General features: G+C 56.7%; 14 protein-coding genes. 8 read left to right on the top strand and 6 right to left on the bottom strand.

Annotated features, from left to right (window positions below; genetic code table 11):
* Positions 1 to 12 precede the first annotated feature (12 nt).
* Genes lpxK through EXZ61_RS07640 form a run of 3 tightly spaced genes read right to left on the bottom strand, consistent with a single transcriptional unit; the run spans position 13 to position 2,149 of the window.
* Complete coding sequence (gene lpxK / locus EXZ61_RS07630; protein ID WP_142810591.1) at positions 13 to 1,065, bottom strand: tetraacyldisaccharide 4'-kinase; 1,053 nt, start codon at positions 1,063 to 1,065, stop codon at positions 13 to 15.
* A 4-nt stretch (positions 1,066 to 1,069) separates the two neighbouring features.
* Entirely contained in the window at positions 1,070 to 1,498 is a 429-nt protein-coding gene (locus EXZ61_RS07635; RefSeq protein ID WP_142810593.1) for an ExbD/TolR family protein, read from the bottom strand.
* A gap of 24 nt (positions 1,499 to 1,522) precedes the next feature.
* Positions 1,523 to 2,149 (bottom strand): MotA/TolQ/ExbB proton channel family protein, encoded by a 627-nt coding sequence (locus EXZ61_RS07640; RefSeq protein ID WP_142810595.1) that lies wholly within the window; start codon positions 2,147 to 2,149, stop codon positions 1,523 to 1,525.
* 138 nt (positions 2,150 to 2,287) lie between these two features.
* On the opposite strand from EXZ61_RS07640, the gene xseA reads away from it, so the two are divergent.
* Together xseA and EXZ61_RS07650 are read left to right on the top strand one after the other, a co-directional pair.
* Positions 2,288 to 3,610 (top strand): exodeoxyribonuclease VII large subunit, encoded by a 1,323-nt coding sequence (xseA, locus tag EXZ61_RS07645; protein WP_142810597.1) that lies wholly within the window; start codon positions 2,288 to 2,290, stop codon positions 3,608 to 3,610.
* Positions 3,611 to 3,652: 42 nt separating this feature from the next.
* Positions 3,653 to 4,234, top strand: coding sequence for a superoxide dismutase (locus EXZ61_RS07650; RefSeq protein WP_142810599.1), 582 nt, complete (start codon positions 3,653 to 3,655; stop codon positions 4,232 to 4,234).
* A gap of 145 nt (positions 4,235 to 4,379) precedes the next feature.
* Here EXZ61_RS07650 and EXZ61_RS07655 read toward each other — a convergent pair whose 3' ends face one another.
* On the bottom strand, positions 4,380 to 4,832 hold the full coding sequence (locus tag EXZ61_RS07655) for a DUF192 domain-containing protein (RefSeq protein ID WP_142810601.1): 453 nt from the start codon (positions 4,830 to 4,832) through the stop codon (positions 4,380 to 4,382).
* Between the two features lie 194 nt (positions 4,833 to 5,026).
* Here EXZ61_RS07655 and icd point away from each other — a divergent pair, with 194 nt between their 5' ends.
* A complete protein-coding gene (gene icd / locus EXZ61_RS07660) occupies positions 5,027 to 6,280 on the top strand; it encodes an NADP-dependent isocitrate dehydrogenase (protein WP_142810603.1) in 1,254 nt (417 codons plus the stop codon).
* A gap of 31 nt (positions 6,281 to 6,311) precedes the next feature.
* On the top strand, positions 6,312 to 6,497 hold the full coding sequence (locus EXZ61_RS07665) for a hypothetical protein (protein ID WP_142810605.1): 186 nt from the start codon (positions 6,312 to 6,314) through the stop codon (positions 6,495 to 6,497).
* A 465-nt stretch (positions 6,498 to 6,962) separates the two neighbouring features.
* On the opposite strand, the gene EXZ61_RS07675 is transcribed toward EXZ61_RS07665, so the two are convergent.
* On the bottom strand, positions 6,963 to 8,456 hold the full coding sequence (locus EXZ61_RS07675) for a hypothetical protein (RefSeq protein ID WP_142810607.1): 1,494 nt from the start codon (positions 8,454 to 8,456) through the stop codon (positions 6,963 to 6,965).
* Between the two features lie 249 nt (positions 8,457 to 8,705).
* The gene (locus EXZ61_RS07680) at positions 8,706 to 9,377 is read right to left on the bottom strand and encodes a GntR family transcriptional regulator (RefSeq protein ID WP_142810609.1); all 672 of its coding nucleotides are present in this window, start codon (positions 9,375 to 9,377) and stop codon (positions 8,706 to 8,708) included.
* A 142-nt stretch (positions 9,378 to 9,519) separates the two neighbouring features.
* Between EXZ61_RS07680 and scpA the strand changes: the two genes are divergently transcribed.
* Genes scpA through EXZ61_RS07700 form a run of 4 tightly spaced genes read left to right on the top strand, consistent with a single transcriptional unit; the run spans position 9,520 to position 14,013 of the window.
* Positions 9,520 to 11,691 (top strand): methylmalonyl-CoA mutase, encoded by a 2,172-nt coding sequence (scpA, locus tag EXZ61_RS07685; protein WP_142810611.1) that lies wholly within the window; start codon positions 9,520 to 9,522, stop codon positions 11,689 to 11,691.
* Positions 11,691 to 12,131 carry a GNAT family N-acetyltransferase gene (locus EXZ61_RS07690; RefSeq protein ID WP_142810613.1) on the top strand — a complete coding sequence of 147 codons (441 nt, stop codon included), beginning with the start codon at positions 11,691 to 11,693 and terminating at the stop codon, positions 12,129 to 12,131. Before scpA ends, EXZ61_RS07690 begins: the two co-directional genes overlap by 1 nt.
* Positions 12,128 to 13,126, top strand: a complete 999-nt coding sequence (gene meaB / locus EXZ61_RS07695; RefSeq protein ID WP_142810615.1) for a methylmalonyl Co-A mutase-associated GTPase MeaB — start codon at positions 12,128 to 12,130, stop codon at positions 13,124 to 13,126. Before EXZ61_RS07690 ends, meaB begins: the two co-directional genes overlap by 4 nt.
* On the top strand, positions 13,123 to 14,013 hold the full coding sequence (locus tag EXZ61_RS07700; RefSeq protein WP_142810617.1) for an alpha/beta hydrolase family protein: 891 nt from the start codon (positions 13,123 to 13,125) through the stop codon (positions 14,011 to 14,013). The genes meaB and EXZ61_RS07700 overlap by 4 nt, the downstream gene beginning before the upstream one ends.

Below are 14,013 nucleotides of genomic sequence, written 5' to 3' on the forward strand. Positions count from 1 at the left end.
ATAGCGCCGCCATCAGTCTTTACGCGAGCGCAGCGCGCTATCGATGTGGGAATCTAAGGTGTCAAAAAATGCGGGTTCCGCTGCCTGTTGCAAGGGTACCGCCAGACTATGGGGTGCATGCTGCCAGAGTTTGAGTGCGTCTTTTTCGGTGCAAATAAGCTGGTAGCCCTCGTAAATATTGGGTGGCCAGCTACTAAAGTCATAGTGATCTGGCAGCGCCAGAGTCTTGTCAAGGGGCACACCCTGTGCGCGCAACATGTCAAAAAACCGTTCCGGGCGCGCAATGCCCGCGACCGCCATGACGGGTTCGTGCCCTGGCGCATACAAGGCCGCTAAAGGAATGTGCTTTCCGTTGCGGTCTATGGCGTACGGCGCCAAACTGCGCCGCGCAACAAACTGCCCCGTTTGGGCGACGCCACCGGTGTTTAAAACGAGCAGATTCTCAGTATGTTGTCCCAGCGCCTTGATGGGCCTGCGCGGCCAACGCTCGCGCAGTGGCCCTGACGGCAGCAAGAGGCCATTGCCACACCCTCGGTCATCAAAAACGCAGACCTCGATGTCGCGGTACAAAGCATAGTGTTGCAAGCCATCGTCGCAGACGATCACCTGGGTGTGGGGATGCTGCGCCAAGAGGGCGCAAGCTGCGGCATGGCGCGAGCGCGCCACAAAAACTGGTACCCCCGTTGACCGCTTGATCAGCAAGGGCTCATCGCCCGCCAAGTCAACCGAAGTATCTCCAAGTACCTCCACGGATGCTGCGTCACTGTTACGTCCATAGCCGCGCGACACAACGCCAATCGCAAGGCCGCGGGCGCGCAAGTGTTCAACGATGGAGATGGTGGTGGGAGTTTTGCCTGCGCCACCCACGACGACATTGCCTACGACGAGTACGACGGCATCAACGCGCTGCGGCTTCGCTAGACCATAGCGGTAGCAAGCACGACGCAACACATATAGCAAGGCATAGAGGGCGGTGAGGGGCAGCAAGCCCCATGCCAGAGCGCCGCGCCGTGTCCAAGCGCGCAGCAGCGTTTGCTCGACTGCGCCGACCCACGCGGCTGCCATTGCACTACTTGTCGCCCGCCAGTGCGGTGGACTGTGTTGCAAACGTAATTTGATTCAGGCCCGCGCGCCGTGCCGCCTCCATCACGGTAACGACCGATTGGTGCTTGGCGCTGGCGTCGGCACTGATGATGACTACCGTGTCTTTACCTGCTTTGGCTCCTTCCGCCATGGCCGATGCAATGCTTTCTACCGACCGGCCAACCACCGCGACCTTGTTGACGCTGTAGGCACCGTCAGCGCCCACTGCCACGATCATTTCTTTGGGGTAGTCACGCTGTGCCTCTGTGTCCGCCACGGGGAGGGTCAGCTGCATTTCGGTGAATTTGCTGTACGTGGTGGAAAGCATCAAAAAGATCAATATCACCAACAACACGTCAATAAACGGAATGAGATTGATCTCCGGCTCTTCCTGGCGGCGGGGGCGAAAATTCATGTCAACGGTGCTCGCAAAGCGCGCTTATTTGCGCAGTGTTTTCAAGTGGCGTGCCAACTGGCTCGCTGCCAATTCAAGCGTCAACAAATAAGCGTCCACTCGGCCGCGAAAGTAGCGCCAAAAAATCAAGGAGGGAATGGCCACTACCAACCCAAACGCGGTGTTGTACAAGGCAATAGAAATACCGTGTGCCAATTGGGCGGGGTTGCCACCCGTAGATCCCCCGGGGGCTTGTGAGCCAAAAATCTCAATCATGCCCACCACCGTGCCGAACAAGCCCATCAATGGCGCTGCAGAAGCGATGGTGCCCAGCGCGCTCAGGTAGTGCTCCAGACGCTGGGCGACGACACGGCCGGCTCCCTCCATGGTGGCGCGTAAATCGTCTTCTGAACATTTCGGGTTGGCGTTGATGGCACGTAAGCCACTTGCCAGCACTTCGCCTAGCGCGGAGTTGGTTTCAAGTTGGGTTACCACGTCCGGGGCGGGCACGTTGTTGCGAGATACGGTCAGTACCTCTTGTAGCAGGTGGGCTGGCGCCACCTTGCTGGTTTTTAAGCTGATAAAGCGCTCCATAACGATGGCCAATGCCACGACAGACATTGCAATCAGGGGCCATATCGGCCAGCCAGCGGCTTGTATGATGGAAAACAAATGATCTCTCCGCGCAAAAAATAGTCTCCACGATTATGGCGCACGTGCAGACCTCAACCTTGGGCTGGCAACACAACGTCGATGCATCATGGGCGGGCACTGGCGGAAGAGTCTTATCGGTTGATCGAAGGGGGTTTGATGGGTGATCTTGATTCGTTTTCCGCTGCGCCTCGTGTGTGGCAAGTGGGAGCTTTATGCCGCGCTATAGCGGACGCACTTGACGCGCGGTTTAACCCTGTGGCAGTCGCTGGTGAAATTAGTGGGTTCTCCAAAGCCACCAGCGGGCACTGTTACTTCACTCTCAAAGACGACAGTGGGCAAATCCGCTGCGCCATGTTCCGCCGTGCTGCAAGTGCCTTGGACTTTGTCCCGCGTGATGGAGATCGGGTTGAGCTGCGCGGTCGCCTGGGCGTCTACGAACCTCGGGGTGAGCTGCAGCTGGTGGTGGAGTCCATGCGCAAGGCGGGGCAGGGCACTTTGTTTGAGCAGTTTCTTAAGCTAAAGGCTGCTCTACAGGCGCAGGGGCTCTTTGATGCTGAGCGCAAGCGCAAACTGCCCGCAACACCACGTGGCATAGGGCTGGTCACGTCTTTAGGGGCGGCAGCATTGCATGACGTAGTAACCACGCTCCAGCGGCGCGTACCGCATATCCCAGTAGTCATAGCGCCCGCTTCGGTGCAAGGTGCTTCGGCGGCGTCTGAAATGGTGGCTGCGCTTGAGCGTTTGTATGGTCTGGCAGGGGCGCGGGCCGCGCCAGCGCAAGAGGCGTCGCATGTCTGTATTGACGTCATTCTTCTGGTACGCGGCGGTGGCGCGATGGAAGACCTGTGGGCGTTTAACGATGAAACACTGGCGCGCACCATCGCAGCCAGTCCTGTCCCTGTCATATCCGGCGTCGGCCATGAGACAGACTTCACCATTGCAGACTTTGTGGCGGACCTGCGCGCCCCCACGCCCACTGCTGCCGCTGAACTGGTCGCGCTGCCAGCCCAAAGTTTGTTGCTTGCTGTAGATGCGCTGCAAACAAAGCTGCAAGCTGCCGTGGAGCGCAAGTTGGACCAATGCGAACAACGGCTAGACCGCCTGAGTAGCAGCCTAGGCCGACCGTCTGAGCTAGCCAGTCGGCAACGTCTGCGTTTAGCCGCACTTGAGCACGGCTTGAGCAGCGCCTTAACCGCTGGGCTGCACTCTAAGCGCAGCCAGTTGGACCGCCTGCAGCAGGTTTACCCCCAAGCGCAGCAGCGTGCGCTGCTTTGCGAGCAAGAGCGCGTGGCCAAAGCCGCATTGCGCCTCAAGCTGTTAGATCCTTCCTTGGTCTTGCAGCGTGGCTACGCATGGCTGAGTGACGATGTCGGTGGGCCACTGGGCAGCGTGACGCAGTTTCAGCCAGGACAACACGTAAAGGCTACCCTCGCCGACGGTGTGGTTGACCTGGGTGTGCGTGCCGTCCTTCACAATTAGTTTCTACAATCCAGCTTTCTGTAAACCACCAACGAGGACTCCATGGAACACACCCTTCCCGCATTGCCCTACGCCATTGACGCATTGGCCCCTGCCTATTCCAAAGAAACCCTGGAGTTTCACCATGGAAAGCACCACAACGCGTACGTGGTCAACCTCAACAACCTGCAAAAGGGCACTGAGTTTGAAGCTTTGTCTTTGGAAGAGATCATCAAAAAGTCCAGCGGCGGCATCTACAACAATGCGGCACAAATCTGGAACCACACCTTCTTCTGGAACTGCATGAAGCCTAACGGCGGCGGCGAACCTACAGGCGCATTGGCCACAGCCATCACCGCAAAATGGGGCAGCTACGCGGCATTCAAAGAAGCGTTCGTGAAGTCTGCCGTCGGCAACTTTGGCTCTGGCTGGACCTGGTTGGTCAAAAAGGCCGATGGTTCTGTGGACATCGTCAACACCGGCGCAGCGGGCACCCCTTTGACCACCGCTGACACAGCCTTGTTGACAGTGGACGTCTGGGAACACGCCTACTACATCGACTACCGCAACATGCGTCCTAAGTTTGTGGAAACCTTCCTGGACAAGCTGGTGAACTGGGAATTCGCGCAAGCTAACTTTGCGTAAACCCACCGTCGCCGCAAGGCGATAAGCAAAAAGGCCACTATTCAGTGGCCTTTTTGCTTTGAGACTAAAAATGGGTGTTTGCGCCCATAGATATTGGGTAAGTGGCTATAAAAATAATAGCGAAGCCTGTGCAGCGGCTGAACGCCTAATTGGCCGCAAACGGCTGGCCGCCGAGCTTGAAGCCTTCTTTAATGCCTTTCTTTGCAAACCAGCCGAGGTTCATTTCTAGGACGTAGCGCACAGGCTTTTTAGAGCAGTGCGAATCGGTGGTTTGGGGCTTCATGTCCGCCAATGTGACGATGGTGCCGTCATCCGCCACAAATGCTGCTGTCAATGGCAAGTCCGTGTTCTTCATCCAAAAGCACTTCACCGCGGACTCGCTGAATACAAAAAGCATCCCTTCGTGCACCGGCATTTCCTTGCGGAACATCAGGCCGATTTCTTGCTGTTTGGGGGTGCTTGCCACCTGCGCGTCAATCAAATGCATGCCTGCCGCGATCTTGGTGCGCGGCAAGTCCATTTGGGCTTGGTTCTGGGCCTGCGCAGTGGTGGCCCACAAAGAAGTCAAGGCCAACACAGCAATTGCAATATTTTTCATGATGAGGGTAGGGCGCAAATGGCGCAAGGATAACCAAATAAAACTCCGCACTCGCACAACGCGCGCTTACTGATCCTTGCCGACAGTGTGGCGTAATTTTTGGGACTAAAATTGTCTTCGCTTCTGGCTAGGGTGCTGAACGCAGCGTTAGCCAGACCAAACCGATTCCCTCTATCTACGGAGATCTTTTTTCCATGTACCAGCACATCAAAGTCCCAGCCCAAGGCCAAAAAATCACCGTCAATGCGGATATGTCCTTGAACGTGCCCGACCAACCCATCATCCCGTTTATTGAAGGCGACGGCACCGGCTTGGACATCACCCCTGTGATGATCAAGGTGGTGGATGCAGCTGTGGCCAAGGCCTACGGTGGCAAGAAGCAAATCCAGTGGATGGAAGTCTACGCGGGTGAAAAGTCCACCAATGTGTACGGCCCCGATGTGTGGTTGCCTGAAGAAACCTTGCACGCTATTCGCGACTACGTGGTGTCCATCAAAGGCCCATTGACCACCCCCGTGGGCGGTGGCATTCGTTCTTTGAACGTGGCTTTGCGCCAAGAGTTGGACCTGTATGTCTGCCTGCGCCCCATCCAATACTTTGACGGCGTGCCCAGCCCTGTGAAAGAGCCGCACAAGACCAACATGGTCATCTTCCGCGAAAACTCGGAAGACATCTACGCCGGTATCGAATTTGAAGCCGAGTCTGACAAAGCCAAGAAGCTGATCAAGTTCTTGCAAGACGAAATGGGCGTCAAGAAAATTCGCTTCCCCAACACCTCCGGCATCGGCATCAAGCCCGTGTCCAAAGAAGGTACCGAGCGTCTGGTGCGCAAAGCCATTCAATACGCTATCGACAATGACAAGCCAAGCGTGACCATCGTGCACAAGGGCAACATCATGAAGTACACCGAAGGTGGCTTCCGTGACTGGGCTTACGCATTGGCACAAACCGAGTTTGGCGCAGAGTTGATCGACGGCGGCCCATGGTGCAAATTCAAGAACCCCAAGACTGGCAAAGACATCATCGTCAAAGACAGCATTGCGGACGCGTTCTTGCAACAAATCTTGTTGCGCCCCGCTGAATACAGCGTCATCGCCACATTGAACCTGAACGGCGACTATGTGTCCGACGCCTTGGCTGCCCAAGTGGGTGGTATTGGTATCGCCCCCGGTGCTAACTTAAGCGACACCATCGCCATGTTTGAAGCGACCCACGGTACTGCACCTAAGTACGCAGGCAAAGACTACGTGAACCCCGGTTCCGAAATCTTGTCCGCTGAAATGATGCTGCGCCACATGGGCTGGACCGAAGCCGCTGACCTCATCATCAGCTCCATGAAGAAATCTATCAACAGCAAGAAAGTCACGTACGACTTCGCACGCTTGATGGACGGCGCAACCCAAGTGAGCTGCTCCGGTTTTGGCCAGGTCATGATCGACAACATGTAATTGACCTTTGGCGCAGCACTAGCTGCGTTGAATGCCAGCCAACAAAAAACTCCAAGTGGCTCACGCCCTTGGGGTTTTTTGCTTTTGGGGTTTTGTATGGGCGCTGGTCAGCGGGTCTACGCTGGCTAGCGTGGCTTCCTTGGGGCTGAAAGCCACGTTTGTTCTATATAGCCGCGCCGGCTTGCAGCTGCTGGCGGTAGGCCTCATGCGCAGCTAGGGGGGCGAAAGCGCTCAAACCCCAACGCCTCGCAGTTGCTGCCCTCGTGCGGCACAAAGTAGCCCAGCAAATGCCCACCCAGGCGGGCTGAGTTTTCAGCAAAGGCTGTGAACGGGTTTTTCCTGAGCAGGTCGATTTCGTAGCGGATGAAACTGGCGACGCTTATTGCGGCTCATCTGGCGATTGATGAGAGGGGTTTCTGTGACGACGGTGAGGAATGCTCGTGTGACGAATGATGGGTCAAGCTGTTGGTTGAACTGCGCTGGAGTCGCTGCACGATTCGCGGCCGCTACTGCACCAGAATCACTGATGAATTGCGTAGTAGTCGCTATAAAAAAGCAGCTGCTTGCGCACGCTCTGTGGATACTAGACGCCATTAGCATTTAGTAACCGTAGCGACGCTACATCCTGCTCAAAGCGCATTTTCTGACCGATTGAATGCCTCACTAAACGACAGGCTTTGCTTCAATCTTTCTTTGGAATGACGTCTTTTAACTTGCCCAAGAGTGACATAAGCCCCTTATCCCCATTCAGTGTTGCCAATGCATGCTCTAGGGGCATCTTTTCCGTCGGGGCTTCACTGAGAGTTGTCGACACATTGAACGCAATCGCCTCGATAGCCTTCGAAATCAGTTCCTTCTTCAATGAATCAATATCCGGGACTTGCAACTGAGCAATTTGGGTTTTGTAGCTCTCGTACGAAGCCGCGAGCGCTTCTTTATGAGCGTATTCCTGTTGAAGGCGCTCATATTGGCTGCGTCGCCTCATCGCGAATATGGCGAGCCAAATCAACGGCAGTATGAACGGGGCTTTTGCAAGCATATGCCGCAGGATTGCTTCATAAGTGGGGACTTCAATAAACTGCAGTTCTAGCGGCGAAAGCGTAAATGATTGGATACATGCAAGAACGGCGAGCACCGGCATTAGCCCAACAGCGATAAAGAAGACTTTTGTGTTGACTGCAATCGGGTTGTCGAAAGAGAGCCTAAGCTTGTTGTAAGCAGTTGATAGACCAGCACTAGTTGCTCCCGGCAGCAATGTTTCTATCTGATCGAACATTGCTTTGTGCTTGACAATCTGGTCATTCTCTAGCTGCACTAATTGGCGCGTGCGCTCATCTAACTCTAATTTGAGTCCACCACCCCGCGTGCCGTCCGTGTTCGTAGGACCAAAGATCTTGTCGTAGAACGCATCGAGCTCACCTAGTGTGTGCTCTTCAAGTTTCAAATCCCTTTCGACCTTTTCGCGCCCAGCTAGGATAGCTTTTGCAGCAGCGTCGATTTCCGACTTGATCGCAGGGACTGAGCCATCAATTAGCAACTTGTCATGGTAAACCTGTACACCGTCTGCTTGAGTTTTGACGGTCAAGGTGAGTTCGTCAATTTGCAATTTAGTTGCCGGTTTATCGCTGCTACCAACGAAAAGCGAAACCCTAAGGTCCTCGATCTGACTGTGACTACTAAGGGCACTTCTTTGCAATTCACTTATTGCATCTAAGTCAGATTGAACTGTTTTAACGGTGCTTTTCGACGTTTCAACAATCTTGGCTGCTGCATGTTCGACCTGAAGGCGATATTCTGTGGCGGCTGCAGAAACCGCCTCAAGTACCTTCACTGGAAGCACCATGAACGGGCGCACATAGCTCAGCAAATTGTCTGCGTGAGCATTTGCACCTTGGATGTGCCCGATATTCCGATTGCTGACAAACGACCTTACTTGAGCTAAGCATGGTTCCGCTTGGGCCTGAAAATTATCCCAAATTGACTTAGGAGTCAGTTCTGCATCAACGTTCGCGATTAGGGGTGTCAAATAGGCAATCACCCGCTTGAGCCTATCGATTTCATCGACGCTAGTCTGGATTGTCAGGTCATCTGCTTGCAGTAAAGGAGCTTCAGTTTGCAAGTCCTTCCAAAATGATTGGAATGGGTGCTGTTCAAATTCCGTGTGCCATCGTGACATGTGTGTTCCCTAATTGCGATTCATTCTATTTATGCAAAATTTGGGTGCACTTTACCGGACAAAATTTCGCGGTCAACACACTATTTCCCCACTCCATATGGGAATGGGATTAAAGGGCATATCTCCGCTGCTATGGCAAGAGGACGCATTTGGCCTTGTGTCGGAGCAACCTGATCTTGGTGGGCTGTATTCGTTTTACTATGTAATCGATTGATTTATCTGCTGACTCAGCGGTTGCCCCTGTCTAACCTACTCCGCAGCCTCCAACCCATTCGCAAAATGCTCCCGCATGCGCTCCTGCGTGCGCTGCGCATCCCGCGCTAGCAGCGCGGCCATGATGGCCTGGTGTTCTGTCAGTGACTCGGCGATGCGGCCGGTTTTGAGTAGGGAGTTGTGGCGGTTGAGTTTCATGACCTTGCGCAGGTCGGCCACCATTTGGTCGCGCCAGCGGTTGTTGGCAATGGCCAGCAAGCGCATATGGAAGCGCTCGTTGACCGCGAAAAATTGGTCTGTGTTGTCCGTGCCTTGCAGGGCTGCGGCTTCTAACTCTGCGTGTAGGGCGCTGAGTTCTGCCAGTTCGGCATCGCTGGCTTGGGTGGCCACCACGGCGGCGGCATCACTCTCTAGCAGGCTGAGTAGGTGGTACACGTCTGCCAAATCTTTGTGCGATACCTCCGTCACATAGGCGCCACGGCGCACCTTCATAGTAACTAGGCCTTCAGTGGCCAATACCTTGAGGGCTTCGCGCAAGGGCGTGCGGCTGATGCCATAGGCCTCGGCAATGCGTAGCTCGTCAATCCAGCTGCCGGGCTCCAATTCGCGCTTGAAGATGCGCTGGCGCAAAAGCTCGGCCACGTCTTCATACAAAGCACGCGGCGAAAGCGATTGGCCATCGCGGGCGAGGTTGGAGAGTGCGTTCATGGCGGGGAATTGTAAGCTGGAAGGAAACTTCCTAATCAATAATTATAAATAATGTAAACTTGCTTCCAAGATTGCGCCACCCAGAGTACGCTGCGCGCAATTATCTCAACAAGGTAGTTCAACACCGCTTTGCGGCTCTAGCATGACCGATAAAACTTCTGAATTCCAATCCGCCACCTTGGAGCAATGGGCCAAGGCCGCGGCCAAGTCCGCCCCCGGCGGCAATGTGGACGGGCTGAACTGGATCACGCCCGATGGCATTGCGGTCAAACCCCTCTACACGGCGGCAGACACGGCGAATCTGAAGCACGCGGACACGCTGCCGGGTTTTGAGCCCTATTTGCGCGGCCCGCAGGCCACCATGTACGCGGTGCGCCCCTGGACGATTCGCCAGTACGCAGGTTTTTCGACGGCCGAGGAGAGCAATGCCTTCTATAGAAAGGCACTAGCGGCAGGTGGTCAGGGCGTGAGCGTGGCTTTCGACCTGGCCACCCACCGTGGCTACGACTCGGACCACCCCCGCGTGACCGGCGACGTGGGCAAGGCCGGTGTGGCGATTGATTCGGTCGAGGATATGAAGATCCTGTTTGACCAGATTCCGCTGGACAAGGTGTCTGTCTCGATGACGATGAACGGCGCAGTGTTGCCCGTTCTGGCGGGCTATGTGGTGGCGGCCGAAGAGCAGGGCGTGAGCCAGGACAAGCTCTCGGGGACCATTCAGAATGACATTCTGAAAGAGTTCATGGTGCGCAACACCTACATCTACCCGCCCGCGCCCAGCATGCGCATCATCGGCGACATCATTGGCTACACCGCCAAGAACATGCCCAAGTTCAACTCGATCAGCATCTCGGGTTACCACATGCAGGAAGCCGGTGCCAACCAGGCGCTGGAGTTGGCCTTCACGCTGGCCGACGGCAAGGAGTATGTGAAAACGGCGATTGCCTCCGGTCTGGACGTGGACGACTTTGCCGGGCGCCTGAGCTTCTTCTGGGCGATTGGCATGAACTTCTATCTGGAAGTGGCCAAGATGCGCGCGGCTCGGCTGCTGTGGTGCCGCATCATGAAGGGCTTTGACGCCAAGAACCCCAAGAGCCTGATGCTGCGCACCCACTGCCAGACCAGCGGCTGGTCACTCACCGAGCAGGACCCGTACAACAACGTGGTGCGCACCACCATCGAGGCGATGGCCGCGGTGTTTGGCGGCACGCAGAGCCTGCACACCAACAGCTTTGACGAAGCCATTGCGCTGCCCACCGAGTTCAGCGCGCGCATCGCCCGCAACACGCAGCTCATCATCCAGGAAGAGACGCACATCACCAATGTGATCGACCCGTGGGCCGGCAGCTACATGATGGAGAAGCTGACGCAGGACATGGCGGACGCGGCCTGGAAGATCATTGAAGAAGTCGAAGCCATGGGCGGCATGACCAAGGCCGTGGACAGCGGCTGGGCCAAGCTGAAGATTGAAGCCGCCGCTGCCGAGAAGCAAGCGCGCATCGACAGCGGGCAGGACGTGATCGTGGGCGTGAACAAGTACAAGCTCAAGACCGAAGACGTGGTCGAGGCACGCGATATCGACAACGTGGCTGTGCGCGAAAGCCAGATCGCCCGCCTCAAAGATATCAAGGCAAAACGCGACTCCGCGCTCGTGGAATCTGCGCTAGCTGCTATCACTTCTGCAGCAGAGAGCGGCACCGGCAACCTGCTGGACTTGTCCATCAAAGCGATCCGTCTGCGCGCCACGGTGGGCGAGGTGAGCGATGCGCTGGAGAAAGCATTCGGTCGCCATCGCGCCGACACCAACAAGGTCAGTGGCGTGTACGCCGCCGCCTACGACAGCGCGCAAGGAGACACCATGGACTACTGGAACGCCCTGAAGGCCGATATCGCCGGATTTGCCGACAAGCAGGGCCGCCGCCCCCGCGTGATGATCAGCAAGCTGGGCCAGGACGGCCACGACCGCGGCGCCAAAGTAGTAGCCACCGCGTTTGCCGATCTGGGCTTCGACGTGGACATGGGCCCGCTGTTCCAAACCCCCGAAGAATGCGCTCGCCAGGCGATTGAAAACGACGTGCATGCCGTGGGCGTATCCACCTTGGCGGCAGGCCACAAGACCTTGGTGCCCGCGATCATTGCCGAGCTTAAAAAGCAGGGTGCGGATGACATCATCGTTTTTGTGGGCGGTGTGATCCCGCGGCAGGACTACGACTTTTTGTACGCAGCAGGCGTCAAGGGTATCTACGGCCCGGGCACGCCCATCCCGGTGAGCGCGCGCGATGTGCTGAGCCAGATTGTGAAGGCGCTGGGCTGATGGCCTTGCACTTTGAACCCGCGCTGGCAGAGGACCTCGATACCTTGTTTGCGCTGCGCATGGAGGTGATGCGTGAACACTTGGTTCGCCTAGGGCTGACGGACACGCAAGTGAGCCGTGCGCGTTACGACCAACAGTGCAAAGATGGCGCCATACAGCACATCTTGCACGAGGGGGAGCGCGTAGGCTTTGTTCAGCTGGTTCCCTCGGGCGACCACCTGCATCTGGTGCAGCTATTCCTGCGACGCGAGGCACAGGGGGCAGGCCTAGGGGCAATGGTCGTGGGTTGGGCCAAGTCGCATGGCCAAGACTTAACCTTGACCACCCTCAAACTGAGCCCGGCGAATCGCTTTTACCTGCGCCATGGCTTTGTGCAAACTGGCGAGGGTGAGTTTGATAACGAGTACCGCTGGTCGCCACCCAGAAACGCACAAGCATGAGCGCTGTAGACGCCATTGTTGTTAGTCAGGGAACGGTCCAGCGCCGTGCTATCGCCAAAGCCATTACGCTGCTGGAGTCCACGCGCGCCGACCACCGCGCGCAGGCTGATGAGCTGCTCACTGCCTTGCTGCCACACACTGGAAAGTCTTTGCGCCTAGGCATCAGCGGGGTGCCGGGCGTGGGCAAAAGCACCTTCATCGAGGCCCTTGGCCTGCACCTGATCGAACAGGGCCACCGTGTGGCGGTGTTGACCATTGACCCCTCCAGCTCGGTTTCCGGGGGCTCGATCTTGGGCGACAAGACGCGTATGGAAAAGCTTTCCATGCACGAGAAGGCCTACATCCGCCCCAGCCCGAGTAGTGGCACGCTGGGTGGCGTGGCCGAGAAAACGCGCGAGGCCATGCTGGTCTGCGAAGCGGCGGGCTACGACATCGTGATTGTGGAGACCGTGGGCGTGGGCCAGAGCGAGACAGCGGTGCAGGGCATGACCGACATGTTTGTGCTGATGCAACTGCCCAACGCGGGCGATGACTTGCAAGCCATCAAAAAAGGCGTGATGGAGCTGGCCGACCTGGTGGTCATCAACAAAGCGGATATCGACGCCGATGCCGCCACTCGCGCGCAGGCCATGATTACGTCTAGCCTGCGGCTGCTGGGTATGCATGGCAATCCGAATGATCCGCACAGCGACAAGCACTGGCAGCCACAAGTCATCAGCCTGAGCGCGCTATTAGGCCAAGGTGTAGATACGTTTTGGAAAGCTGTGAGCGAATTCCAGACGCTGCAAACTGCCAACGGCCTTTTCAATCAACGCCGCCAGAACCAGTCGCTGTCATGGATGTGGGAGCGCATTGACGCAGGACTGAAGCAGGCATTCAAGCAAAACTCGGCGGTGCGCGAGCAGCTGCCCCAGCTCACAGCGTCGGTGCAGGCAGGCCAGCTGGCCGCCAGCACGGCAGCGCGAGAGCTATTGCGCACATGGAATCAAAGATGAGCATCAAGGCATTCTTTTATTCAGTCGCGGTATTGGTCGCAGGTCTGTTCAGTGGCGGCGTACAGGCCCAAGAGGCCTTGGTGGCCGGGCAGGAGGCGGTGTTTACCTTCACACCCAGCGGATACTTTTCCAACAAGCCGGTGCCCGTGTATTACTACAAGGCGCCGCAAGCCGGTAAGGATGCCAAGGTGCTGATTGCGATTCATGGGGCAGAGCGGGATGCGACCATCCAGCGCAGCAACTGGCAAAGCTGGGCCCAGAAAAACAATGCGGTGGTGCTGGCCCCGCAATTCGACAAGGGGCCGTATCCGGACCGCTTGTTTCAATGGGGGGGCATGGAAGATACCGACCCGCAACACTGGACCTTTCAGATCGTGGAGCAGCTCTTCCAGAAAGTGCGTCGCGATGAGCATTTGAACGCTGAGCGCTATTTCCTGTTCGGTCATTCTGCCGGTGGGCAGTTCGTCCACCGCTTCACTTTGATGATGAACGAGTCCCATGTAGCGGTGGCGGTTGCTGCCAACGCAGGCTCGTACACCATGCCCACCTACCAGGACTCTTTTTTCAGCCGGGGCTTTCCGTGGTTTGCCAGCGAGAAACGTTTGCCACCCGCCCAGCTCGCGCAGGCGTTCTCCCACAAGATGGTGGTAATGCTGGGCGAGGAAGACACCAAGTCTGACGCGTTGTTACCCAAAGAGCCTGAGGCCATGGCGCAGGGCGAGCACCGCTTTGCGCGAGGACAAAACTTTTACAAGACTGCCCTGGAGCAGGCCCAGCGCCTGCACGTAGATCTGGCTTGGACGCTGCAGACAGTTCCCGGCGTGGGCCACAGCCCCAAAGGCACGACCAAGCAGGCCGAAAAAATCTTCACCAATTTCGATAACTGA

Source organism: Rhodoferax aquaticus (assembly GCF_006974105.1).
Lineage (GTDB): Bacteria > Pseudomonadota > Gammaproteobacteria > Burkholderiales > Burkholderiaceae_C > Allorhodoferax > Allorhodoferax aquaticus_A.

Bases quoted from the DNA above. Each gene is read 5' to 3' on its own strand.
- lpxK (WP_142810591.1), bottom strand. From the start codon at position 1,065: ATGGCAGCCGCGTGGGTCGGCGCAGTCGAGCAAACGCTGCTGCGCGCT.
- EXZ61_RS07635 (WP_142810593.1), bottom strand. From the start codon at position 1,498: ATGAATTTTCGCCCCCGCCGCCAGGAAGAGCCGGAGATCAATCTCATT.
- xseA (WP_142810597.1), top strand. From the start codon at position 2,288: ATGGGTGATCTTGATTCGTTTTCCGCTGCGCCTCGTGTGTGGCAAGTG.
- EXZ61_RS07650 (WP_142810599.1), top strand. From the start codon at position 3,653: ATGGAACACACCCTTCCCGCATTGCCCTACGCCATTGACGCATTGGCC.
- EXZ61_RS07655 (WP_142810601.1), bottom strand. From the start codon at position 4,832: ATGAAAAATATTGCAATTGCTGTGTTGGCCTTGACTTCTTTGTGGGCC.
- icd (WP_142810603.1), top strand. From the start codon at position 5,027: ATGTACCAGCACATCAAAGTCCCAGCCCAAGGCCAAAAAATCACCGTC.
- EXZ61_RS07665 (WP_142810605.1), top strand. From the start codon at position 6,312: ATGCCAGCCAACAAAAAACTCCAAGTGGCTCACGCCCTTGGGGTTTTT.
- EXZ61_RS07675 (WP_142810607.1), bottom strand. From the start codon at position 8,456: ATGTCACGATGGCACACGGAATTTGAACAGCACCCATTCCAATCATTT.
- EXZ61_RS07680 (WP_142810609.1), bottom strand. From the start codon at position 9,377: ATGAACGCACTCTCCAACCTCGCCCGCGATGGCCAATCGCTTTCGCCG.
- scpA (WP_142810611.1), top strand. From the start codon at position 9,520: ATGACCGATAAAACTTCTGAATTCCAATCCGCCACCTTGGAGCAATGG.
- EXZ61_RS07690 (WP_142810613.1), top strand. From the start codon at position 11,691: ATGGCCTTGCACTTTGAACCCGCGCTGGCAGAGGACCTCGATACCTTG.
- meaB (WP_142810615.1), top strand. From the start codon at position 12,128: ATGAGCGCTGTAGACGCCATTGTTGTTAGTCAGGGAACGGTCCAGCGC.
- EXZ61_RS07700 (WP_142810617.1), top strand. From the start codon at position 13,123: ATGAGCATCAAGGCATTCTTTTATTCAGTCGCGGTATTGGTCGCAGGT.